At 66.8% G+C, this 22,539-nt stretch carries 18 protein-coding genes and 1 pseudogene; 7 read left to right on the top strand and 12 right to left on the bottom strand.

Features of this window, described 5'->3' with window-relative positions; translation table 11 throughout:
• Positions 1–28: 28 nt before the first annotated feature.
• Positions 29–907: pseudogene (locus tag BBA01S_RS41900) on the top strand (LysR family transcriptional regulator); the annotation flags it as partial.
• A 46-nt stretch (positions 908–953) separates the two neighbouring features.
• On the opposite strand, the gene BBA01S_RS20185 reads toward BBA01S_RS41900, so the two are convergent.
• Together BBA01S_RS20185 and BBA01S_RS20180 are read right to left on the bottom strand one after the other, a co-directional pair.
• A complete protein-coding gene (locus BBA01S_RS20185; RefSeq protein WP_027818045.1) occupies positions 954–1,397 on the bottom strand; it encodes a cupin domain-containing protein in 444 nt (147 codons plus the stop codon).
• A 10-nt stretch (positions 1,398–1,407) separates the two neighbouring features.
• The gene (locus BBA01S_RS20180; RefSeq protein WP_027818044.1) at positions 1,408–1,845 is read right to left on the bottom strand and encodes a carboxymuconolactone decarboxylase family protein; all 438 of its coding nucleotides are present in this window, start codon (positions 1,843–1,845) and stop codon (positions 1,408–1,410) included.
• 388 nt (positions 1,846–2,233) lie between these two features.
• On the opposite strand from BBA01S_RS20180, the gene BBA01S_RS20175 reads away from it, so the two are divergent.
• Positions 2,234–3,724, top strand: a complete 1,491-nt coding sequence (locus BBA01S_RS20175; RefSeq protein WP_027818043.1) for a SulP family inorganic anion transporter — start codon at positions 2,234–2,236, stop codon at positions 3,722–3,724.
• A gap of 55 nt (positions 3,725–3,779) precedes the next feature.
• Here BBA01S_RS20175 and BBA01S_RS20170 read toward each other — a convergent pair whose 3' ends face one another.
• Complete coding sequence (locus BBA01S_RS20170) at positions 3,780–4,379, bottom strand: short chain dehydrogenase (RefSeq protein WP_027818042.1); 600 nt, start codon at positions 4,377–4,379, stop codon at positions 3,780–3,782.
• A gap of 106 nt (positions 4,380–4,485) precedes the next feature.
• Here BBA01S_RS20170 and BBA01S_RS20165 point away from each other — a divergent pair, with 106 nt between their 5' ends.
• The gene (locus tag BBA01S_RS20165; RefSeq protein ID WP_027818041.1) at positions 4,486–5,373 is read left to right on the top strand and encodes a LysR family transcriptional regulator; all 888 of its coding nucleotides are present in this window, start codon (positions 4,486–4,488) and stop codon (positions 5,371–5,373) included.
• 33 nt (positions 5,374–5,406) lie between these two features.
• Here the strand turns inward: BBA01S_RS20165 and BBA01S_RS20160 are convergent, their stop codons facing one another.
• From BBA01S_RS20160 to BBA01S_RS41890, 7 genes are all read right to left on the bottom strand, one after another.
• Positions 5,407–7,026, bottom strand: coding sequence for an OprD family outer membrane porin (locus BBA01S_RS20160; RefSeq protein ID WP_042297576.1), 1,620 nt, complete (start codon positions 7,024–7,026; stop codon positions 5,407–5,409).
• A 93-nt stretch (positions 7,027–7,119) separates the two neighbouring features.
• Positions 7,120–8,172 carry an ABC transporter ATP-binding protein gene (locus BBA01S_RS41895; RefSeq protein WP_245641536.1) on the bottom strand — a complete coding sequence of 351 codons (1,053 nt, stop codon included), beginning with the start codon at positions 8,170–8,172 and terminating at the stop codon, positions 7,120–7,122.
• Positions 8,169–9,164 (bottom strand): ABC transporter ATP-binding protein, encoded by a 996-nt coding sequence (locus BBA01S_RS20150; RefSeq protein WP_027818039.1) that lies wholly within the window; start codon positions 9,162–9,164, stop codon positions 8,169–8,171. Before BBA01S_RS20150 ends, BBA01S_RS41895 begins: the two co-directional genes overlap by 4 nt.
• A gap of 1 nt (position 9,165) precedes the next feature.
• A complete protein-coding gene (locus BBA01S_RS20145) occupies positions 9,166–10,047 on the bottom strand; it encodes an ABC transporter permease (RefSeq protein WP_084162362.1) in 882 nt (293 codons plus the stop codon).
• 15 nt (positions 10,048–10,062) lie between these two features.
• Positions 10,063–11,001, bottom strand: coding sequence for an ABC transporter permease subunit (locus BBA01S_RS20140; protein WP_027818037.1), 939 nt, complete (start codon positions 10,999–11,001; stop codon positions 10,063–10,065).
• A gap of 1 nt (position 11,002) precedes the next feature.
• Positions 11,003–12,640, bottom strand: a complete 1,638-nt coding sequence (locus BBA01S_RS20135) for a peptide ABC transporter substrate-binding protein (RefSeq protein WP_042297575.1) — start codon at positions 12,638–12,640, stop codon at positions 11,003–11,005.
• Between the two features lie 384 nt (positions 12,641–13,024).
• Entirely contained in the window at positions 13,025–13,756 is a 732-nt protein-coding gene (locus BBA01S_RS41890) for a TetR/AcrR family transcriptional regulator (RefSeq protein WP_063750555.1), read from the bottom strand.
• Positions 13,757–13,968: 212 nt separating this feature from the next.
• Between BBA01S_RS41890 and BBA01S_RS20125 the strand changes: the two genes are divergently transcribed.
• From BBA01S_RS20125 to BBA01S_RS20110, 4 genes are all read left to right on the top strand, one after another.
• Positions 13,969–15,294 carry an NAD(P)/FAD-dependent oxidoreductase gene (locus tag BBA01S_RS20125; RefSeq protein WP_027818035.1) on the top strand — a complete coding sequence of 442 codons (1,326 nt, stop codon included), beginning with the start codon at positions 13,969–13,971 and terminating at the stop codon, positions 15,292–15,294.
• Between the two features lie 24 nt (positions 15,295–15,318).
• Positions 15,319–15,693, top strand: coding sequence for a cupin domain-containing protein (locus BBA01S_RS20120; protein ID WP_281176981.1), 375 nt, complete (start codon positions 15,319–15,321; stop codon positions 15,691–15,693).
• Positions 15,694–15,753: 60 nt separating this feature from the next.
• Positions 15,754–17,148 (top strand): amino acid permease, encoded by a 1,395-nt coding sequence (locus BBA01S_RS20115; protein WP_027818033.1) that lies wholly within the window; start codon positions 15,754–15,756, stop codon positions 17,146–17,148.
• A 196-nt stretch (positions 17,149–17,344) separates the two neighbouring features.
• Positions 17,345–20,272, top strand: a complete 2,928-nt coding sequence (locus BBA01S_RS20110; protein ID WP_027818032.1) for an ATP-binding protein — start codon at positions 17,345–17,347, stop codon at positions 20,270–20,272.
• Between the two features lie 65 nt (positions 20,273–20,337).
• Here the strand turns inward: BBA01S_RS20110 and BBA01S_RS20105 are convergent, their stop codons facing one another.
• Positions 20,338–21,777, bottom strand: a complete 1,440-nt coding sequence (locus BBA01S_RS20105) for an ATP-binding protein (protein WP_042297574.1) — start codon at positions 21,775–21,777, stop codon at positions 20,338–20,340.
• The gene (locus BBA01S_RS20100) at positions 21,774–22,532 is read right to left on the bottom strand and encodes a response regulator (protein WP_027818030.1); all 759 of its coding nucleotides are present in this window, start codon (positions 22,530–22,532) and stop codon (positions 21,774–21,776) included. Before BBA01S_RS20100 ends, BBA01S_RS20105 begins: the two co-directional genes overlap by 4 nt.
• Positions 22,533–22,539 lie beyond the last annotated feature (7 nt).

The raw sequence follows: 22,539 nt of genomic DNA, 5'->3' as shown, positions 1-22,539 counted from the left end.
TCCCGGATCGACAGCGAAAATAGCGTATATGGACAATCTCAACGCAATCGTTGCATTCGTGCGCGTCGCGCAGGCGCTGAGCTTCGTGGCGGCGGGGCGCGCGCTGGGCATATCGGCGTCGGCGGTCGGCAAGGCCATTGCGAAGCTGGAGGCGTCGCTCGGCGTGCGGCTCTTTCATCGCACCACGCGCAAGATCGCGCTCACCGACGAAGGGCGGCTCTTTTACGAGCGATGCAGCCATATTCTCGCGGAGCTGAGCGACGCGCAGGCCGTGCTCGCGGCGTCCGCACAGACGCCGCGCGGGCGGCTGCGCGTCAGCCTGCCCGCCATCGGCTATCGGTTTCTGCTGCCGGTGCTTGCGGATTTCGCTGCGCTTTATCCCGAGATCGAGCTTGATCTGGACTACAACGACCGCATGGTCGACGTGATCGAAGGCGGCTTCGACGCCGTGATCCGCAGCGGCACGCTAAGCGATTCGAGCCTCGTCGCGCGGCGGCTCGGCCCGTTCCGGCATGTGCTGTGCGCGTCGCCCGATTACCTCGCGCGCGCGGGCGCGCTGCACACGCTCGCCGATCTTGCTGCGCATGCATGTGTGCGCTACCGGTTTCCGGACACGGGCAAGTTGCAGCCGTGGGAACTCGCGACGCACGGCGAGGCGCTGCCCGCACTGCGCAGCGCGCTTGTCTGCAACAACATGGAAGCACTGATGCAGTCGGTGGTCGCGGGCTTCGGTATCGGTTACATGCCGGATTTTCTGGTGCGCGACGCGCTGACGGCGGGTACGCTCGCCAGCGTACTCGATGCGTACACAACGACCGTGGGCCAGTTCTCGATTGTCTGGCCGTCCAGCCGCCATCCGTCGCCGCGACTGCGCGCCTTCGTCGATTTCATGTGCGTCCGGCTGTTCGAGGCGGAGCGCCTGCAGGAAGCGCGCGCCCTGAGCGCCTGCGCGCTTAATGCGGCAGCGGCTTCTTGATCGGATCGTGTTCGCCCGCGATGGCGAACACGAGAATCTGCGCCGGTTCCGTCTTGCTGGCGTTGCGCGCGATGACGTGATGTGCGCCGGGCGGCTCGTACCACGCCTCGCCGGGGCCATAGACGCGTGCGGGCGAGCCTTCGATCTGCGATTCGATATGCCCTTGCGTCACATACGCGAAGATCGAGCCCGGGTGCATATGCGGCTGCGAATCCTGTCCCGGTGCGAACGTGACGGTCGCAATCAGCACGTTCTTGCCGGGTGCTTCCGGAATCGCCTGCTTCATCACGGGGGCGATTTTTTCTTCGGCGGCGTTGTTCGCGCTGTTTGTATCGTGCGCGAATGCCGAACCCGCGCCGCACAACGCGGCCATGCCAAGCGCCGCCGCGGCGGCGCGTACGAGAGTCGAGCGTAAGGTCATGACGCGCCCCTCAAGCCGGCAGCTTGCGGAAGGCGATCGCAAAGCGGTTCCAGCTATTGATCGCATTGATGAGCAGCGTGAGGTCGACCAGTTCGGCTTCGCTGAAATGCGGCTGCACGGCTTCCCAGGCGGCGTCGGGCACATGGTCATGCGAGACCAGCGTGAGCGCTTCAGTCCAGGCCAGTGCCGCACGCTCGCGTTCCGTGAAGAACGGCGTTTCGCGCCAGACCACCACGGTCGCGAGACGGCGCTCGGTTTCGCCGCCCTTGCGCGCATCAGCGACGTGCATGTCGACGCAGTAGGCGCAGCCGTTGATCTGCGAGGCGCGCAGGCGCACGAGTTCGGCGAGCGGCTTTTCGATGCTGCTTTTCTCGATGCGTTCTTCGAGTGCGAGCATGGCCTTGATGGCGGGCGGGTTGGCGCGGTAGAAGTCCAGACGCTGTTGCATGATGGTTCCTTTGGGCGGTGAGTGCGCCGTGGGTGGCGCGATGGAGACCATGGTAGATGCCGATGCGGCTATACCCAATGACCAATCCAGCGGTATTTGAGGTAACCACTTTGCGTGGACTGGGCGCTTACGGCGCGCTTGTGGATGGCTATCTGGCCCTGTAAGGTGCGAGGCGAAAAAAACGCTAATCCGGTAGAATCCGCGCTTTCGTCCGTCCAGGCCGCGCCCGCATTGCCGATGCCGTCCGCGCCGCCTGCTGGCCCGTTGGCCTGTTATCCCGTTCATCCCTGTCGTTTCCGGTTCGTCCCCCTGCAAGACCAGCGCCGCGGCGGTTGCCCCTGCGCGCGATCCGCGTCATCGACTCCCTATCTGCCTACCGACTCGCACCATGGAATCCGCCCGTTCCGGCCTGAGCCGTCTTTCTACGCTGCGCAGCGAATTGCTCGCCGGCATCACATCGTCGTTCGCGCTCGTGCCCGAATGCATCGCCTTTGCGCTTGTCGCGCACCTGAATCCGCTGATGGGCCTCTATGGCGCGTTTTTCATCTGCACCATCACGGCCCTGTTTGGCGGCCGGCCGGGCATGATTTCGGGCGCGGCGGGCTCGATGGCGGTGGTGATCGTCGCGCTCGTGGTGCAGCACGGCGCGCAGTATCTGTTCGCGACGGTCGTGCTGGGCGGCCTGCTGATGATCCTGTTCGGCGCGCTGAGGCTCGGCAAGCTGATCCGCATGGTGCCGCATCCGGTGATGCTCGGCTTCGTCAATGGCCTTGCGATCATCATTGCGCGCGCCCAGTTCGAGCACTTCAAGACGCCCGGCGCGAACGGCATGGAATGGATGCACGGCCCGGCGCTCGCGCTGATGGTCGGCCTCGTCGCCCTGACGATGGCGATTGTGTTCGTCATGCCGCGTTTGACTAAAGCCGTGCCGCCCGCGCTGGTGGCGATCGTGGGCGTGGGCGCGGCGGCGGCGCTGCTGCATCTGCCCGCGCGCACGCTCGGCGACATGGCGCACATCGCGGGCGGCCTGCCCGCGTTCAGCCTGCCCGCCGTGCCGATGAACCTGGAGACGCTGCGCATCGTGCTGCCCTATGCGGTGCTGATGTCGCTGGTCGGCCTGCTGGAGACGCTGCTCACGCTCAACCTCACCGACGACGTGACCAACTCGCGCGGCCAGCCCAATCGCGAATGCGTGGCGCTGGGCGCGGCCAATATCGCGGCGGGGATGTTCGGCGCGATGGGCGGTTGCGCGATGATCGGCCAGACCGTCATCAACCTGGGCTCGGGCGGCCGCGGGCGCGTCTCGGGCGTGACGAGCGGCGTGATGATCCTGCTGTTTATCCTGTGCCTCTCGCCGCTGATCGAGCGCATTCCGCTCGCGGCGCTGGTGGGCGTCATGTTCATCGTGGCGGGGCAGACGTTCGCGTGGGGTTCGCTGCGCGTGCTGCACAAGGTGCCGCGCAACGATGCGCTCGTGATTGTCGCCGTGACGGTCATCACCGTCTGCACCGATCTCGCGACGGCGGTGATGTGCGGCATCGTGATCGCCTCGCTGAATTTCGCGTGGCAGCACGCGCGCGAGTTCCGCTGCGACATGCGCGACGAGCCTTCGGGCGAGCGCGTGTATGCGCTGCGCGGCACGCTGTTCTTTGCCTCGGCGGCGCAGTTCCAGGCGCTGTTCGATCCGGCGCGCGACCCGCAGGACGTACGCTTCGATTGCGCGCACCTGCATGTCGCCGATCACTCGGCTATTGCCGCGCTCGAAGCCGTGCAGGCGCGCTACGCGCGCGCGGGCAAGCACGTCACGTTCGTGCAGCTGTCGGGGCGTTGCAGCAGCCTGCTCGCACGTGCGCAGGCTGAGGTGCGGGTTTCGGCTTAACGTTGCCTGCGCAACGACCTTGCGCGGGCAGGCAACCCGCGCGGGGCCCCGCTCCTCAATACACCTTGAAAACGCGGCCCGTCTGCACGCCTTCCACGCTGCGCTTGTACGCTAGCGCGGCGCGCTTCGCGCTCACGCTCTCGAAGCCGGGGAAAAACGGGCCGTAGGCGTCCAGCGACTCGGTCAGCACGGTCGGGCTGACCACGTTGATGCGGCGGTCGCGCCGCAGTTCCGTCGCGGCGGCGCGCACGAAGCCTTCCAGCGCCGCATTGACGGTTGTGGCGTTCACGCCCTGCGCGATCGGCTCCTCGCCGACGATGCCGCTCGTCAGCGTGATCGAGCCGCCGTCGTTCAGGTAGTGCTGGCCGATCAGCGCGAGCCGCACCTGTCCCAGCAACTTGTCCTGCAAGCCGATATTGAACTGGCCGGTCGTCATCGACGCAAACGGGCCGAAGTGCAACTGCCCCGCAGCCGACACGATCGCATCCACGTTGCCGACCTCGCGGAACAGCGCCTCGACGCTATCGTCGCGTGTGATGTCGGCGCGAAAATCGCCGCTGTTGCGGCCCACGGTCACGACCGTATGGCCTTCGCTGAGCGTTTCGACCACGGCCCGGCCGACGGCGCCGCTGGCGCCCACCACGATGATCTTCATGTGCGACTTCCCCTGAACGGTTGACGAAAACCCCCACTATCCGCCTGACACCAGAAAGAATAAATGGACGATAATTTCGTTCACTTGGAACTCTGGGTTTGCAATCATGGATCGGCTGCGCAGTATGGAAGTGTTCGTGAGCGCCGTGGAGCGCGGCAGCTTCAGCGCCGCCGCGCGCGAGCTCGACCTGAGCCCGGTGATGGTCGGCAAGTACGTGCGGCAACTGGAAACGCATCTGGGCGCGCAACTGCTCCAGCGCAACACGCGCGCGCAGAGCCTCACTGACGCGGGGCGGCGCTTTTACGAGGAAAGCCGCAAGGTGCTGGAGCAACTGGCGCTGGCCGAAGCCTCGGTGGAAAGCCTGCGCGCCGAGCCGCGCGGACGCCTGCGTATCACCGCGGCGACGACGCTGGGCGCCTGCGTGATCGCACCGCTCGCGGCCGAATACCAGAATGCGTATCCGCAGGTGCGCATCGACCTCGACCTGAGCAACAGCGTGGTCGATCTCGTCGATGAGGGTTTCGATGTGGCGGTGCGCATCGGCGACCTGGACGCCGACCTGAACCTCGTCGCGCGGCCGATCGGGCAGTATCGAATGGCGATCTGTGCGTCGCCTGGCTATCTCGCGCGCCATGGCACGCCGCGCACGCTGGAGGAGCTGGCCGGGCATCGGTGCCTGGGGCATTCGGTGTGGGATCGGCGCAATGGCTGGCGGCTGGCGGGCGAAAACCGCTGGCCCGAGGACACGACGTTCCTCTGCAACGATGGCCTTGCGTTGCGCCAGGCCGCGCTGCACGGCGCGGGGCTGCTGTTGCAGCCGTCGATTCTGGTCGCTGACGACCTGGCAGCGGGGCGGCTCGTGAGCGTGCTGGAAGAGGCGACGCCGGCGGGGCGGCGGGTTCATGCGCTGTATCGGCAGGACAGGCAGCCGTTGCCGAAGATCCGCAGCTTCGTGGCGTTCCTGGAGGAGCGGGCAGCGGCGTGGCTGGGGTGAGCGCAGGGTCTGCTCACCCGCTATCCGGGCCGCTTAAAACAGCTTCAGTGGCATCGACACCAATAATCTGTACTCCATATTGGTTGGGTCGGAGTAATACTTCGAGCCGTGGTGCCACATCGCCGTGAAGGCGATCTTCGTATCCTTGAAGCGCCCGCTCTGCAGCGTGTACGAAGGGATGAAGCCGAACTCGTGATGCGAGCCATGCACGGGCTGGCCGTTCTTCCAGTACAGCCCATAAAGCGGGCTGCCGGGGCCGTTTGCCGCCGCGCCCGCAGAGCCGTCCGCGCCCCAGCCCAGCGCATACCAGAGCATCGCCTTCGCGCCCGGCAGCCCCGCATATTTGCCGTCGAAGCCATAACGCACCTGGAACGACTTTTCATGCGGTGCGTTGTAATCGACGTCCATCGAGTTCACGAGATAAATGCCGTTGGTCTCGTTCACATAATCGAAGAACTGGTCGCCGAGAATCTGCTGATATCCCACCAGCAGCGAATGCGCGCCGTGCTGGGCGGCCAGCGACAGGCTGTAGGCATTGTTGTTGATCGGGCCTTCGAGGCCGCCGCCCACACTATGCGTCGAATAGACGTTGGCGAAGCCAGTCCACTTGAGCGTCGACGGATCGCCGATGCTCTGCTGCAACGAGCCATAGTACTGACGCCACACGCTATCGGCCTGGTTCGCGAACAGCGAGAGATTGCCGCTTGGGCTGTAGTCCCAGCTGCCGCCCACGTAGCTGAAGCGCTTGAAGGTCACGCCGCCATAGGACGTCGACAGGTCGACCAGGTTCGTGTGGCCGCGCGGATCGACCTTGGTGAAGCTGCCGCCCTGCAGCACCGTATTGGCGATGTCCTTGCTCACGAGCGACACGCCGAGGAAGGTCGGCGGCAACGCGCGGTTGTCGTGCGGCTCGAAGAACGGGTTATCGGCGGTCATCTGGAGGCCGTATTTGACGACCGTATCGGACACTTGCGCCTTCACGTCGTAAATGCCGGGATAGGCCCACGCGAACTGGTTCTGGCCGCCGCCGCCCTTGCTCACGTGCACCATGTTGCCCGCGCCCTGGCCGCCGTCGAACTTGAACGCGCCATAGAGCGACGCATCCACGCCGAAGCCGATGGGCCCCTGCGTGAACCCCGAGGTGTAATCGAGCATCGCGCCCTGCGTCCACGCGTGGCGATGCGGGCCGCCGGTGACGTCCTGCACGTCCGCGTAGTTGCGCAGGTTGAGCATGAGATGACTATCGCCGATCAACCCTTTGCTGGCGGCCTGGTTCGATGGCGTCGAAGGCGAACGCGGCGGATTGTCGGCGCGCACGGTTTCGTCGGCGCTGGCGTCTGGCATGCCCGAGGAAAGCGCCTCAGCCGCGTTGGGCTGGATCAGCCGGTCTACGCTGGTCGCGGGCGGCCGCGGCTGCATATTGTTCACGGCCGCCGATGACGGCGCCTGGGCGCTTTGCTTGCGCGCCGCTTTGGACTTCTTCTTGCGTTGGTGTTTCGTGGCGGCGGGAGCCGTTGCGCTCGCTGCGACGGCGGGCGCGGCGGCCATGGGGCCTGCTTCGTCGGCCTGCGCGGCCGCCGCGCCCAGCGACGCGGCAAGCGCCAGGGCGGCGAGCGCCATGGCGTGTCTGCTCATGATGGGGCTGTTCTTCATCGTTGGTCTCGTTTTATGTTGTCGTTGGAATGAGGTAATCGATCAGGATTGCCAGGCGTCCTGTGCGCCCCTCGCGTTGGGCGAGGTGAGGCATCAGTCGGTGGGCGGCGCGCCGCTTTCGCGCGGGTGCCAGCAGGCGGCCAGCGGCTGGCCGGAGTGGGCGCGCAAGAGCGACGGCGTGCGCGCGGCGCAACTGTCCGTGGCGTAGGGACAGCGCGTGCGGAACGCACAGCCAGACGGCGGATTGAGCGGCGAAGGGATCTCGCCGCTCAACGGCGCGCTGCGGCGCAGGCGCGCGAGCGCCGGATCGGGCACGGGCACCGCATCGAGCAGCGCGCGCGTGTAGGGATGGCGCGCGCCGTCATAAACCGCGCGGCAATCGCCGATTTCCATGACGCGCCCGAGGTACATCACCATCACGCGATGGCTGATGGTCTTCACCACGGCAAGGTCGTGCGCCACGAACAGCAGGGACAGCGAGCGCTCGCGTTGCAGGTCGCGCAGCAGATTGACGATCTGCGCCTGAATCGACACGTCAAGCGCCGAAACGGGTTCATCGCAGATCACCAGCCCCGGTTCGCCGATCAATGCGCGCGCGATGCCTACGCGCTGGCACTGGCCTCCCGAGAATTCATGCGCGCGCCGTGCCGCGTGCTGCGCATTGAGTCCAACGCGCTCAAGCATCGTCGCCACCCGGCGCTCGACTTCCGTGCGGCCCAGATGCGGCGCGTGGGTGCGCAACGGTTCCGCGACGATCTCGCCAATCGACATGCGTGGATCGAGCGAGGCCAGCGGATCCTGGAAAATCATCTGCACGTCGCGCCGCAGCGTACCGAGCTTGCGCCCCGCGCCCACCACGGTTTCCTCGCCGCGCCACGACACGCTGCCCGTGGCGACCGGCGCCAGGCCAATCAGCGCGCGTGCGAGCGTGGACTTGCCGCAGCCGGATTCGCCGACGAGGCCCAGCGTCTCGCCGCGCCGCACGTCGAACGAGACGCCGTTGACGGCGTGCAGCGTCGACTTCTGCCACGGCCACGCGCCATGCGAGACGCGGAAATGGACGGCGAGGTTACGCACGGAGAGAAGCGTTTCGGCCTGCGAAGTATTGGTGTGATCGCAAGCAGCCGGCATGGTGATTTCGCTCATACAAGGACTCCCGGCGTGGCTTGTAGCGCGATATCGGCGGGCAGGTGGCACGCACGGGCGCGTGCGCCGTCGTCTCGCAGCGAAGGAGCCTGCGTGTGGCAACGTTCGAACGCGTAGGCGCAGCGCGGCGCGAACGCACAGCCTGTTGCGCTGCCGCCAGGCAACGGAGGGTTGCCGGGAATCGTGCACAACGGCGCGCCGACGGGCGCGTCGAGACGCGGCAGGGCGCCCAGCAAGCCGGCCGTGTACGGATGCTGCGGCTGCGCGAATAACGCGGCAGCACGGGCCTTTTCGACTGCGCGGCCCGCGTACATCACCATGACGTCGTCGCACAGCTCGGCGACCACGCCCATGTCGTGCGTGATGAGCAGGATCGCCGTGCCGCGCTCGCGGTTCATCTCTCGCAGCAACGCCAGGATCTGCGCCTGCACGGTGACGTCGAGCGCGGTGGTGGGTTCGTCGGCGATCAGCACGTCGGGCTCCATCATCAGCGCCGCGGCGATCAGCACGCGCTGGCGCATGCCGCCCGAGAACTCGTGCGGATACATGCCGATGCGGCGCGCAGCATCGGGAATGCGCACGCGCTCCAGCGCCTCGATCGCCCGCCTGCGAGCTTCGCGCCGTGTGACGGGACGATGGTGCTGCAGCGTCTCGGTCATCTGCCGTTCGATCGTCAGGAACGGATTGAGCGAGGTCATCGGATCCTGGAAGATCATCGCAATACGGTCGCCGCGAATACGGTTGAGCGCGGCGGGCTTCATGGCGAGCAGATCCTCGCCGTGCAGCCGTGCGTGGCCGGAGGCTTGCCCGTTCGACGCCAGCAGCCCAAGCAGCGCCATCACCGTCTGGCTCTTTCCCGAACCCGATTCGCCGACGATGCCCAGCGTGCCGCCCGCTTCGAGCGAGAACGACACGTCCTGCACCACCTCGACGCCCGGGCCGTCGCGGCGCGAGAAGCGCACGCCCAGGTTTTCCACTTCGAGCAGCGCCATCTCATCGCTCCTTGGGATCGAGCGCGTCGCGCAGGCCGTCGCCGACGAAGTTCACGCAGTAGAGCGTCACGCACAGCATCACGGCGGGCCCGAGCAGCAGCCACGGCATGGCGTCGAGTTTCTGCGCGCCGTCCTGGATCAGCACGCCCCAGCTCGTCATCGGCTCCTGCACGCCCAGGCCGAGGAACGAGAGCACGGATTCGGTGAGCACGATGCCGGGCACGGTGACGGTCGCGTAAATGGCGACGATGCCCGCGAGGTTCGGCACGATATGGCGCGCGATGATCGCGGCGGGACGCACGCCGATGGCGCGTGCGGCGTCGATGAATTCGCGCGTGCGCAGCGCAAGCGTCTGGCCGCGCACCACGCGCGCCATGTCGAGCCACGAGAACGCGCTAATCGTCAGGACAACGAGCGAAAATGCGCGGCCGAACAGCGTCACCATGAGAATCGCGATCAGCATGTAGGGGATCGCGTACATCATGTCGACGATGCGCATGAGGACAGCGTCGGTGCGCCCGCCCAGGTAGCCCGCGCTCGCGCCGTAGACCACGCCCACGAGCGTGGACACCAGCGTGCCGAGCAAGCCGACTTCGAGCGAAACGCGCCCGCCGACCAGCGTGCGGGCGAGCAGGTCGCGGCCCAGTTCGTCGGTGCCGAACCAGTGGCCGCCCTGTAGCGTGGGCGCGAGGCTGATGGCGCTCCAGTCGTTGTCGATGGGCGAATTCGGCAGCAGGAACGGGCCGATGAAGCAGGCGAGCGCAATCAGCACGAGGATCACGGAACTCGCAAGCGCCGCGCGATGGCGTGTGAAGCGTACAAGTGCGGGCGAGGCGCGGCGTGGCCGTGCGGCGGGCTGCGGCAAGGCAGAAAGGATTTTCATGGATGCCAGGGAGCGTCAGTAGCGGATCCGCGGATCGAGCCATGCATAGGCGAGATCGACGAGCAGGTTGAACAGCACGGCGCAGACGGTGGTGAGCACGACGAGGCCGAGCACGAGCGTGTAATCGCGGTTGACCGCGCCGTTGACGACCAGTTGCCCGAGGCCGGGCAGCGCGAAGACCGATTCGGTCACCACGGCCGCCGTGATCGAGGAGATGCACACGGGGCCGAGCAGCGAGACCACCGGCATCAGCGCCGGACGCAGCGCATGGCGCAACACGATCGTGCGGCCGGGCAGGCCCTTGGCGCGCGCCGTGCGGATAAAGTTGCTGGCCAGCACCTCGATCAGGCTGCCGCGCATCACGCGCGCGATGGCGGCCATGTTGATGACGACGAGCAGCGCAACGGGCAGCACGCGATGGCGCCAGTCGCCTTCGCCCCAGCCGCCCGCAGGCAGCCAGCCGCTGCCGTCACGGGTCTTGAGCAGCACGGCGAACACCAGCACGAGCACCGGGCCCAGCACGAACGGCGGCACCACGTTGCCGAGGTTGCCAAGCAGCATCACGCCATGATCGACGAGGCTGTTGCGGCGCACGGCGGCAAGCGTGCCCAGCGCGACGCCGAACAGCACGGCGAGCGGAATCGACACACCGCCGATGCCCAGGCTCACCGGCAGCGCCTTGTTGACGAGGTCGTCGACGCTCCAGTCGGCGTAGCGGAACGATGCGCCCAGGTCGCCCTGCAGCAGCGCGCCCAGGTAGCGCAGGTACTGCTGCCACAGCGGCTCGTCAAGGTGATAGCGCGCATTGAGGTTGGCGAGCGCGGCGGCGGACATCGCCCGTTCGGTATCGAAGGGGCCGCCTGGCGTCAGGTGCAGCAGCAGGAAGCAGGCGGTCACGACGGCGAGCACGGTGGGCACGGCCCAGAGCACGCGGCGCAGGGTATAGGCGAACATGTCAGTGCTTGAGGATGTACATGTCCTGCGACGCGCGCTGGTCGATGTTGTTCGTGAGCGTATAACCGCCCACGTACGACTTCACGAGGCGCGCCGCCGAGTACTGATACAGCGGCACGAGCGGGTAGTCGCGCATCGCCGTCGCGAAGGCCTGCGTGAGCATTTCGCGGCGTTTGCCGTCGTCGGCCTGAAGGTTGGCTTGCGCGACCTGATCGTCGACCTTGCCGTTGCAGGAGCGCTGGTCGTTCTGAGGGCTGCCGCACTGGACGAGTGCGTAGAACGACATCGCGTCGTTGTAGTCGGCGTACCAGCCGTCGCGAGCGATCTGGTACGCGCCGTCGTGACGCTGCTTGAGCAGCACCTTGAATTCGAGGTTCTCGATCTTTGCGTTGACGCCCAGCTTCGTGCGCCACTCGCTTGACGCGAACAGCGCGACTTTCTTGTGCTGCTCGTTGGTGTTGTAGATCATCGTGAAGGTGAGCGGCTTCGCGTCCGAATAGCCCGCGGCCTTCAGCAAGGCGCGTGCGGTTTCCACGCGTTTCGCCATCGGCCAGCCAGCCCATTCGGGCGTGAACGGCTGCGCGCCCTTGGTGCCCTCGACGATCAGGCCGTAGACGGGGCGCTCGCCGTTCTGCGTGATTTTCGACGTCAGCAGGTCGCGGTCGAGCACCATCGACAGCGCCTGACGCACGCGCGCATCGCGCAATGCGGGGTCGGTGTTGTTGAGTGCGTAGTAGTACGTGCCAATCTGCAGGCTCGGCCTGAGTTCCGCGCCGAAGGTCTTCACGAGCTGCGGATACTGGCCCGACGGCAACTGGTACGTCATGTCGAGCTGGCCGGACTGGAACATGCGCATGGCCGTTTCGTCGCTTTCGACGGGCATCCACGTCACCTGTGTGAGGGCCACATGGGCGTTGTTCCAGTAATGCGGGTTGCGCACCAGCACGATGCGGTCGTTCGGCCGCCAGTCGGCCAGCATGTAGGGGCCGTTGCTCACCAGGTTGCCGGGGCGCGTCCAGCTTGCGCCGTACTTCGTCACGCTCGCGCGATTCACGGGCGCGAGCGACGAGTTGGCCGTGAGTTCGGTGAAAAAGGGCGTGGGCGCTTCGGTTTTGACTTCGAGCGTGTAGGGGTCGATGGCGCGTACGCCCAGGTTCGTCACCGGCTGCTTGCCGGCGATCACGGCCTTGGCGTTCTTCACGAATTCGACGGTGATGGTGTACGGCGAGGCGGTCTTGGGATCGGCCACGCGTTGCCAGGCGTAGACGAAATCGGTTGCGGTGACCGGATGGCCGTCGCTCCATTTCGCATCGCGTCGCAGCGTGAAGACCCAGGTGTCGGGCGCAGTGCGCTTCCACGAGGCGGCCACGCCTGGCACGACGCTGCCTGCGGCGTCGATGCGCGTGAGACCTTCGAAGACATCGAGGCCCACCAGGTTCGCATTGGTCGATTCGATCCGCGCGGGGTCGAGCGATTCGATTTCGGCCAGCAACTGGCGCGTGATTTCCTGCTTTGGCGCGAGGGCGGTTCCGGCGGGAATCGTGACGGCTTGCGACGATGCAACGTGGAGCGAGACGAGTGCCGCGATTGACGCGGCCTCGGTCAAGCGTGTGGTTTTCCGATTTATTGGGTTTTTCATCTGGTCTCCTGATTAAATATTTTTTACAAGTGCTGTCGCGGCGATCCAAAGGCTACGAAAGAGGCATGGCGTGCATGCAGCCGCGAGAACAAACGGGGGCGATTATTGGAATCGCTCTCAGTGTTGTCAATCAGGGGAGAGGCGCCGCGAAAATCGGATTTTTCTGATGGCGACGAGCGCCGCGATTAATGCGGAATTTGATGCAACAGCGTAAGCCGTTGATATAGAGAAGTTTATTTTTGAGCTTGCAGGCGCGGCGCTGGATCACACGCGGAATGCGGTATCACAGTGTGTGGAGAGATGCTTCGTGCTGCGGAAGAAGATTGCGTTTAATCAAGTATGGAACCCGCACTTTTCATGCGGATTCCATGTCTGCGGGTTCGATCAGGCGGCAGCGCCCGCCTTGCGCCGTGGCCGCGATGCCGGTGCCTTTTCTGCCGACGCCCGAAGACTTTCGCCCTCAATCGGCAAACACGCGCGCACGATCGTCTCCACCAGCGCCTGCAATTCATCATGCCGCTCGGCGACGGAGATATCGAATAGCTCGAACACACCCGCGCCGCGCAAGGTCGCGAACACCGAGGCCGCAAAGCCCTTCGGATACGGATGATGGGCGCGCAACTCGGGAAACGCATCGACGAACATGCCGAAGAAGCGTTCGTCCTCGACCGTGCGTTTGGTGTCGATGCGGTTGAAGATCGACGGCGTCGCCTTGCAGCCGAAGAACAGGCTCCACGCGGTCACATAGCTGGTCGCGCCGTAGATATGCGTCCACGACTGCTCGACGAAAAATTGCGCGCGTTCGCGCAGCGGCAGTGCAGGATCGGGCCACACATTGCCTGCGCCGTCGCGTCCGCCCAGCGGCGCCAAAGCCTCGTCGACGAGCCGCTCCATCAGTGCGTCGCGGCTCTCGAAATGATGCTGGAGCGCGCCGAGCGAGACCTTGGCGCCGCGTGCAATCGCCTGCAGCGTCGCGCTCTTGAAGCCTTCCTCGCGCAGCAGGCGTTGCGCCGATTCGATGATCTTGCGTTGCGTCGCTTCGATGCGTTCGGTCTGGGGGACGCGCGTGCGCGCGCGGTGCGGGGGCGTCGGCCGTTTGTTCGCGTGATCTGTCATACGGAAACAATAATAAATACTTCCACTTTCTGACAAGCCCCTTCGCATCCTGCCCGTGCAGCCCGCCAGGTAAAACACTAACAATAATAAATTATTGTTGTTGTATAGTGCCGGTCATGGCGCACGGCGGGCGGACTTCTGGTCATCGTGATCGTTCTGCCTGGTCGCGCCCCGTTTAATGCTGCCTCAACCCCGTATTCCCTGGATCTGCCATGCCTCGCCTCATCAAGCGCCTGCCCGCCGACGACCGCACCAACGGCTGGAGCGCCTTACTGCCCCAACGCCCGCCCGCGCCGGTGCTGGAGGGCGACCACTCGTTCGACTGGGTGATCGTCGGCTCGGGCTACGCGGGCATTGCGGCCGCGCGGCGGCTGGCCGAACTGCGCCCGTACGATTCGATCGCGCTGCTCGACAGCGGCGCGGTGGGCGAGAACGCCTCGGGCCGCAACTCGGGCTTCGCGATCGACCTGCCGCACGTGCCCGGCGATTCGGCGACTTCGGTGGAGCAGGGCCGTCGCGCGACCCGGGTGAACCGCTTCGTGATGGCCGATCTGGAAGCGCAGATCGAAGAACACGGCATCGATTGCGGCTGGGAGCGCCGCGGCCGCTATCACGCGGCGGTGACGCCAGGCGTGGCGGCGAGCGCGCTCGGCGGCTACAAGGCGAATCTCGACGCCTGGGGCGAGCGCTACGAAGTGCTGACGCGCGATGCGCTCGGGCAGCGCCTGGGCACGCGTTATTACCACTCGGCGATCTACACGCCGGGCACCTGCCTGATGAATCCCGCCGCGCTCGTGCGCGGCCTCGCCGACAGCCTGCCGTCCACGGTGGCGCGCTTCGAGCATTCGGCGGTCATCGAGATGGAGACCGGCGGCAACGCGCCCTACGTGCGCACCGCGCGCGGCCGGATCCGCTTCGGCACGCTGATCCTCGCGGTCAATCCGTTCGCGCAGTCGTTCGGCGTGTTCGGGAGCCGCCAGATTCCGATGCTGCTGTTCGCGAGCTTGACGAAGCCGCTCACGCCCGAGCAGCAGGCCAGGCTCGGCGTCGACGCAAGCTGGGGCATCACGCCCGCGCACGGCGTGGCCGGATCGACGCTGCGCCTGACGCCCGACAAGCGCCTGCTGATCCGCCAGGGCTTCGAATATTCGCCGTCGCTGCGCACCGACGATGCGCGCCGCGCCGCCGCCCGCGCCCAGCATGCGCAACTGCTGGCGGCCCGCTTCGCGCATCTGGGCGAGCTGGAGATCGAGCACTTCTGGATGGGCTGGCTCGGCATTTCGCACAACCATGCGCCTGCGTTCGGCAAGGTCGGCGAGCACGTGTATGCGGCGGCCTGCTGCAACGGCTCGGGGATCGTGCGCCATACCGCGGCGGGGCGGCTGATCGCAGAGCAGGCGCTCGGCGAGCACAGCGAACTGGCCGACGATTTCCTGATCCAGGGCACGGCCAGCTATATCCCGCCGCGCCCGCTGCGCGACCTGGGCGTGATCTGGTCGATCCGGCGCGAGCGGGCGGCGGGTCGCATGGAGGTGTAGTCCGCCGCGCAGGAACAGCACGACATCGCAACTTCACTACATCAAGAGACACAGGAAGGAGACACCACGATGCAATCGATCCGTTTGATCAAAGGCGAGGCGATTCACACCCAGGAGCGAGGCGGCGCGGCCGATGGCGTGGCGCAGATCGCGTGGGCGATCCGCGCCGACGAGGGCGCGCCGCTGCCGTGCGGATTCGGCCGCTGGCACGACGCCGTCTGCGAGCCGAAAACGCTCGACTACGACGAAGTGATTCTCGTGCTGGAGGGCGTGTTCGGCGTCGAGTCGGATGACGGCACGCGCATCGAAGGCCGCGCGGGCGACGTCATCGAAATCGTGCGCGGCGCGACGGTCAGGTATTTTGGCACGCATGCGAAGCTGTTTTTCGTGACGCGCTGATTCGCCAACGAAGCAACGAAGCAACGAATCGATAAACCGACAGGTCGGGAGCACAACGTTATGCATACCGAAGGAAATGAAGGAAGCCTTGAGCGCAAGCTCAAGAACCGCCACATCCAGTTGATCGCGCTCGGCGGCACGATCGGCACGGGACTGTTTCTCGGCTCTGCCGGCGTCCTCGAACTCGCCGGCCCGTCGATGCTGCTGGGCTACGCGGTGGGCGGTCTCGTCGCGTTTCTCATCATGCGTTTTCTCGGCGAGATGCTGGTCGAGGAGCCGATCGCCGGTTCCTTCAGCCACTTCGCCCATCGCTACGGCTCGCGTTTCGCAGGCTTTTTATCGGGCTGGAACTGCGTGGCGCTCTATGTGCTGGTGGGCATGCTCGAACTCACGGCAGTCGGCAAGTTCGTGCAGTTCTGGTGGCCTGGCATCCCCACATGGTTGAGCGCGCTGGTCTGCTTTGTCCTCATCAACGCGGTCAATTTCATCAACGTGAAGATCTATGGCGAGGTGGAATTCTGGTTCGCGCTCGTCAAGATCGTCGCGGTGGTGGCGATGATCGGCGCGGGCGTCTGGCTGATCGCAAGCGCCGACCGGCCGGGCCAGTCGGTGAGCAACCTGTGGGTGCACGGCGGCTTCTTTCCGCACGGCGTATCCGGTCTCGTGATGGCGATGTCCTTCATCATGTTCTCGTTCGGCGGCGTGGAAATGCTGGGCTTTACCGCAGCCGAAGCCGACGAGCCGCGCCGCGTCATTCCCAAGGCGATCAATCAGCTGATCTTTCGCGTGCTGGTGTTTTACATCGGGTCGATGGCGGTGCTGCTCGCACTCGCGCCCTGGGATCGTCTGCTCGCGCAGATGCAAAGCGGCGGCGGCACCTATAGCCATAGCCCGTTCGTGCTGGTGTTCGCGGGCCTTGGCGCAAACCTGGCGGCCAATGTGCTCAACGTCGTGATTCTCTCGGCGACGCTCTCGGTCTACAACAGCATGGTCTATTGCAACAGCCGCCTGCTGTACGGCATGGCCACCGAGGGCAACGCGCCGCGCTCGCTGATGCGCGTGAACCGGCGCGGCGTGCCGGTGCGCGCCATCGTCTATCCGGGCGTGCTCACGGCGCTGTGCATCGTGATCAATTACGTCGCGCCCGCGCGCGTGATCGAAATGCTGATGTCGCTGATCGTGGCGGCGCTCGTCATCACCTGGGTGGCGATCATCGTGACGCACCTGCGCTTTCGGCGGGCCTGTGCCGCGCGCGGCGTACAGGCGCGTTTTCGCGCGCCGCTCGCGCCGTACACGAATTACGCGTGCCTCGCCTTCATGGTCTTCATCGTGATCGTGATGCTGTTGACGCCCGCGATTCGCGCCTCCGCGCTCGCCATGCCCGTGTGGATCGCCGTGGTGTACGCCGCTTATCGCTGCACGAGGACGCGCCAAAGCGGGACGGTGCTGGCCTGAGCCCGCCGGGATCGCGTGGAATGGTCTTGAAGATGTACTCGAATCCGCTAGAAAGGGCATTTTCGTTCAAGACGCACGCCGACTGAACGCCTACAATCCGCTCGCTCCATCGTTCGCGGCGAGGCTATGCTTCGCCATCATTCCCGCGCGCGGCACTGTGCCCGCGTCGCATCCCCGGCGGTTACTGGAGAGGGCATTGGTCAAGATCGGCGCTTTGCGGATCCATTTCGAGCAGCGCGAGTTGCGCCGCGACGGTCGCGCGCTGCGCATCAGCGCGCGCGCCTTCGATATCCTCGATGTGCTGTATCGCGCCAATGGCGCCATTGTCTCGAAGGACGACATCATCGACGCGGTCTGGCCGCGGCAGGTCGTCGAGGAAAACCGCCTCCAGGTGCAGATCGCCGCGCTGCGCAAGGCGTTCGGCGAGGATCGCGAACTCATCAAGACCGTCACGGGGCGCGGCTACCTGCTCGTCAAGCGCGCCGCTGCGGCACCCAGCGAACACAGTGAGCAGGGTGAGCCGCGAGCGGGCGCCGATCTGCCTTTCTACGCCACGCCGCTGATTGGCCGCGACGACGAAGTCGCACGCCTGCTCGCCCAACTGGAGCAGGCGGCGGTGCTCACGCTGGCGGGCGCGGGCGGCGTCGGCAAGACGGCGCTCGCGGTGCGCGTGGCGCAGGCGGTGGGCGAAACCACGGCGCGCACGGTGCATTTCGTCGAGCTGGCTTCGGCGCCCACGCGCGAGGCCGTGCTCGCGGCGCTTGCGCTGGCCTGGCGGATCGGCCCGGCCGCCCTTGGCGACGAGGCGCGCGTGCTGGCCGCGATCCGCGATGCGGTGCCGCCCGAGGGCGCGCTACTGGTGCTCGACAACGCCGAGCACGTCATCGACATCGTGGCGGCGCTGGCCGAAACGCTGGCGGCAAGCAGCGCATTGCGCGTGCTGGTGACGAGCCGCGAGCCGCTGTCGATCCGCGCGGAGACGCTCTTTCGCGTCGAGCCGCTTGCCGTGCCGCCCGAGGACGCGAGCACGCCGACGATGCTCGCGCACGGCGCGGTCGCGCTGTTCCTGCAACGCGCGCGCCGCCACGCGCCCGCGTGCGGCAACGACGCGGCGAGCATCCGCCTGGTCGCCGATATCTGCCGGCGCCTCGACGGCCTGCCGCTCGCCATCGAACTCGCGGCGGCGCGCGTGGCGACGCTGGGCATAGAGGGCGTGGCGGTGCGCCTGCGCGACAGCCTGGACGACCGCCTCGACCTGCTCAGCGGCGGCCCGCGCGACGCCTCGCCGCGTCAGCAGACCTTGCGCGCGACCTTCGACTGGAGCTACGCGCTGCTCGACGCGAACGCGCAGGCCCTGTTGCGCAACCTTGCGTTCTTCGCGGGGGCGTTCACGTTCGAAGCCGTGTGCGCCGTCGCCGCCGAACCGGACGAGCCCGTTGCGGCGATGATTGCCTCGCTCGGCGAACTGATCGCCAAGTCGCTGCTCGCCGTGGAGTTTCGCGGGGCGATTGCGCTGTATCGCCTCACCGAATCCACGCGCGCCTATGCGATGGGCAAGCTGCGCGAAGAAGGCGCGCTGCGCCGCGTGGGCGAGCGCCATCTACGCTATTTGCAGCCGCATATCGAAGATCGTGCGCTGCTTGCGCCTACGCGCACGCTCGCGCGCACCCGGCCTTCGCTCGACGATGCGCGGCGCGCGTGGGACTGGGCCTTTTCTCCCGAAGGCGACGCCGTGCTGGGCGTGGCGCTGGCGGGTTCGCTCGTCGGCACTTTGCTCGACGCGGGGCTCGTGCACGAGTGCCACGAACGCGCGGCGCGCGCGCTTGCCGCGCTCGACAGCCTGCCGCCCGAGGCCGCGAAAAGCGTTGATACGCTCTGCGAAATGCGCCTGCGCGCGGCCTTCGCGGCCACGGTGCTGCTTACAGGGGGACTGGCCGCCGATGCCGCGCTGCACTGGCGCGCCGTGCTCAAGCGCGCCCAGGCGAGCGGCGACGAAGCCTTCGCTGCGCGCGCGCTCTGGGGCCTCTGGAACGCGGCGATGACGGCAGGGGACATTCATGCGTCGCTGCGCTTCGCCACGCGCCTGGAGGTGAGCGCCGCGCGCGCGGGCACCGCCTGGCAACAGCTCTGCGCGAGCGCGATGCTGGCCGCGTCGCTGCATTGCTTCGGCGAGCATGGGCAGGCGCGCGAGCGGCTCGAACGCACGTTGGCGGCGATCGACGCGCTGCACGCGGACGGCCCGCCGCAGCGCCTGGACAGCGACCTTGCCGTCGATCCGCGCATCTTCGGCACCGGCACGCTTGCGCGCATTGCGTGGCTCGAAGGCGACCCCGTGCTGGCGCTGCAACTGACCCAGCGCGCGCTCAACCACGTGCGCGCCGACATGCTGGAGCCGACGCTCTGCCACCTGCTCGCCGTCGTGGTGGTGCCGCTCAAGCTCGTGTGCGGCGACCTCGCCGAAGCGAAGCGCCACCTTGCGCTGCTGCGCTCGCAGGCGGCCTTGCATCGGTTCGACGGCTGGCAGGCGTATGGCGAATGCCTGGCGGGGCAACTCGATCTGCAAACGGGCCGCGAAGAACAGGGCCTTGCACGTCTGGAAGCCGGTCTCGCGCAACTGGCTTCGCGCGACTTCCGGCGTCTGGTCGCGCCGCTGGAGGCGACCTGTGCGCAGGCGCTGGCCGCAGCAGGCCGCATCGACGACGCCTTGAACATGCTCGAAGCCGCGCGGCGTCACGGCGACCTGCATGGCGACAGCGGCTTCGCGGCGGAACTGCAGCGCGTGCGCGGCGTGGTCGAACTGGTGCGCGCGCAACGGCTCGCTCATGTGAGCCGCGCGGGCAAGGCGGGGGCGGCGCGTTACGTCGAAGCGGGACGGCGGGCGTTGCATGAAGCGATGCAGCTTGCGCACGAACAGGGCGCGCGTTTGCTGGCCCTGCGCGCCGCGCTCGATCTGGCGGCGTCGCATGCGCAGGACGGCGCGGCTGATGAAGCCGCTGCATTGCTTGCGCCGTTCGAGTCTTTCGTCGAGCACCGCAGCGTGCCGGAGGCGCAACGTCTCGCGGTGTTGCTGGCGTCGCTCAGGAACCGGGTCGCGCACCGCGATTCATTCAACGCCGTCGATTGATGAAGCGCGCGTGACGTGTGAGTGACGTGTGAGTGACGCGTTGCAGGCGCGCCGCAATCGTTGCGTCAATCGTCGCGCGGCAAAACCAATTCGGCGTCGAGTCCGGCGATATGACCGCCCTCGATGCGGTTGGTCAGCGTCAGCGTGCCGCCGTGCGAAGCGGCGATGCTGCGCGCAATCGTGAGTCCCAGGCCGGTGCCGCCGCCCTTGTCCTCATCGCGATGCGCGGCGATGCGGAAATACGGCTCGAATACCCGCTCGCGCAGCGCCGCATCGGCAATGCCGGGGCCGTCGTCGCTCACGCATACGCGCACCTGGCGGCCATCGTCGCGCACGGCGATGCGCGCGGCTGAGCCGTAGCGGATCGCGTTGTCGACAAGGTTCTGCAGGCAGCGCTTGAGGTTGCGCGCGAAACCATTGATCGGCGCGCGCGTCGTTCCCGTGACGCGCGCCGCGTGACCCGCTTCGCGCGCATCTTCGGCCAGTCCTTCGAGCATCGAATCGAGGTCGATCTTCTGGCGCGCCTCCGTGATCTCCACGCCCTGCACGACGTCGAGCGTCGCGCGCACCATCGCCTCCATCTCGTCGAGATCGCCGCGCAGGCGTTCGCGCCAGCTCGCGTCGGGCAGCATCTCGGCGCGCAGGCGCAGCCGCGTGAGGGGCGAGCGCAGGTCGTGCGAGACGGCCGCCAGAAAGCGCGAACGCTCCGTCATATGACCGATCAGTTGCTGCTGCATCGCATTGAAGGACTGCGCCGCGCTGCGCACTTCCTGCGGGCCGCTTTCGGGCAGCGGCGCGCGATGGATATTGCGGCCCAGCGCCTGGGCCGCGCGCGTCAGCTGGCGCAGCGGCGCGAGCGCGAAACGCACCGCCACGAAGGCAATCGCGCACACGGCGGCAAAGCGCAGCAGGTAGATTCGCAGCAGGTAGTCGAACACGAGTTCGCCGCGCTCCGAATGCATGCCCGCCTGGCCTTCGTTCGAATGCACGTCAAGCCAGCCTTGTCCCGGAACGTTCAGGAGTACATGGAAGTCGCCCGTGGGCATGCGCGAATCGAACAGGCTCAGGATGCCGCGATGCCGCCCGGCGTCGTCGCGGATCTGCGCGTCGATCAGGCGCACCTCGATGGGTTCGCCCAGGCGCTTCTGGATCACGCCGGAGATCAACCCGCTGGTCGCGCGCAACGTCAGCGATTGCGGCGTGGTGGGCGCGGGGATGACCGTTGGCGTGCCCGCGATCCAGCGCAGCGAGTAACGCGCGTCGCTCAACTCGTCGCGGATCACGTCGCGCGTGGCGGCATCGGGCGCGTGCTGGAGCAGCCGCACGGTATCGGCCAGGCGGCTCGCGAACAGGCGCGCGGGAATCTCCAGCGTGCGGTTGTCGTGCGTGTCGAACCAGATCGTGCTGGTGAGCAACTGGCCCGCGAACAGGCCCGCCGCGAGGATCAGCACGAGACGGCCGAACAGCGTATCGGGCCATACGACGCGGCGCAGCTTCGCAATCATGCTTCGTACGCGACTTCGGCGACGAGCATGTAGCCCTCGTTGCGCACGGTGCGGATCAGTGCGGCATTGCGCGCCGAATCCTTGAGGTGATGGCGCAGCCGGCTCACGCACACGTCGATGGAGCGGTCGAGCGGCGTGTGCCCCTTGTCGAACACCTGATCGAGCAGGTATTCGCGCGACAGCGGCCGGTTCGGATGGTCGAGCAGGGTGCGCAGCGTGCGGTAGTCCGAGCCGCCCAGCGACACCACCACGCCGTCAGGCGAGAGCATCTGCTTCATGCGCGTGTCGAGGCGCCAGCCCGCGAAGGTGACGAAGGCGCTGGCGTCGGCGTGGCGGCCGTTCGTTCCATGTAGTCCATGGAGTCCATGTGCGCCCGGCGCGGCGTCGGGCACGGCGCGCGTGCGCCGCAGCACCACCTTGATCTTGGCGACGAGTTCGCGCGGATCGAAGGGCTTGGGCAGATAGTCGTCGGCGCCCATTTCCAGGCCCAGGATGCGGTCGAGCAGGCCGCCGCGCGCGGATAGCATGATGATCGGCACGGCGTTTTCGCGGCGCAGGTCGCGCGTGAGGTCGAGGCCGTCCTCGCCGTCGAGCATCAGGTCGAGCACGATCAGGTCGATGCGCGCCTGCCGCAGGATCTGCTTCATCTGCGCGCCGTTGCTGGCGGCGCTCGCCTCGTAGCCCATGTCGCGCAGATAGTCGCGCAGGAGCTGGCGGATATTCGGGTCGTCGTCGACGACGAGGATGTGATCCATCGTGGGT

Source organism: Paraburkholderia bannensis NBRC 103871, from assembly GCF_000685015.1.
GTDB classification, from domain to species: Bacteria; Pseudomonadota; Gammaproteobacteria; order Burkholderiales; family Burkholderiaceae; genus Paraburkholderia; species Paraburkholderia bannensis.
Note: the sequence above shows the minus strand (reverse complement) of the source record. Positions and strands in the feature narration are given on the sequence as shown.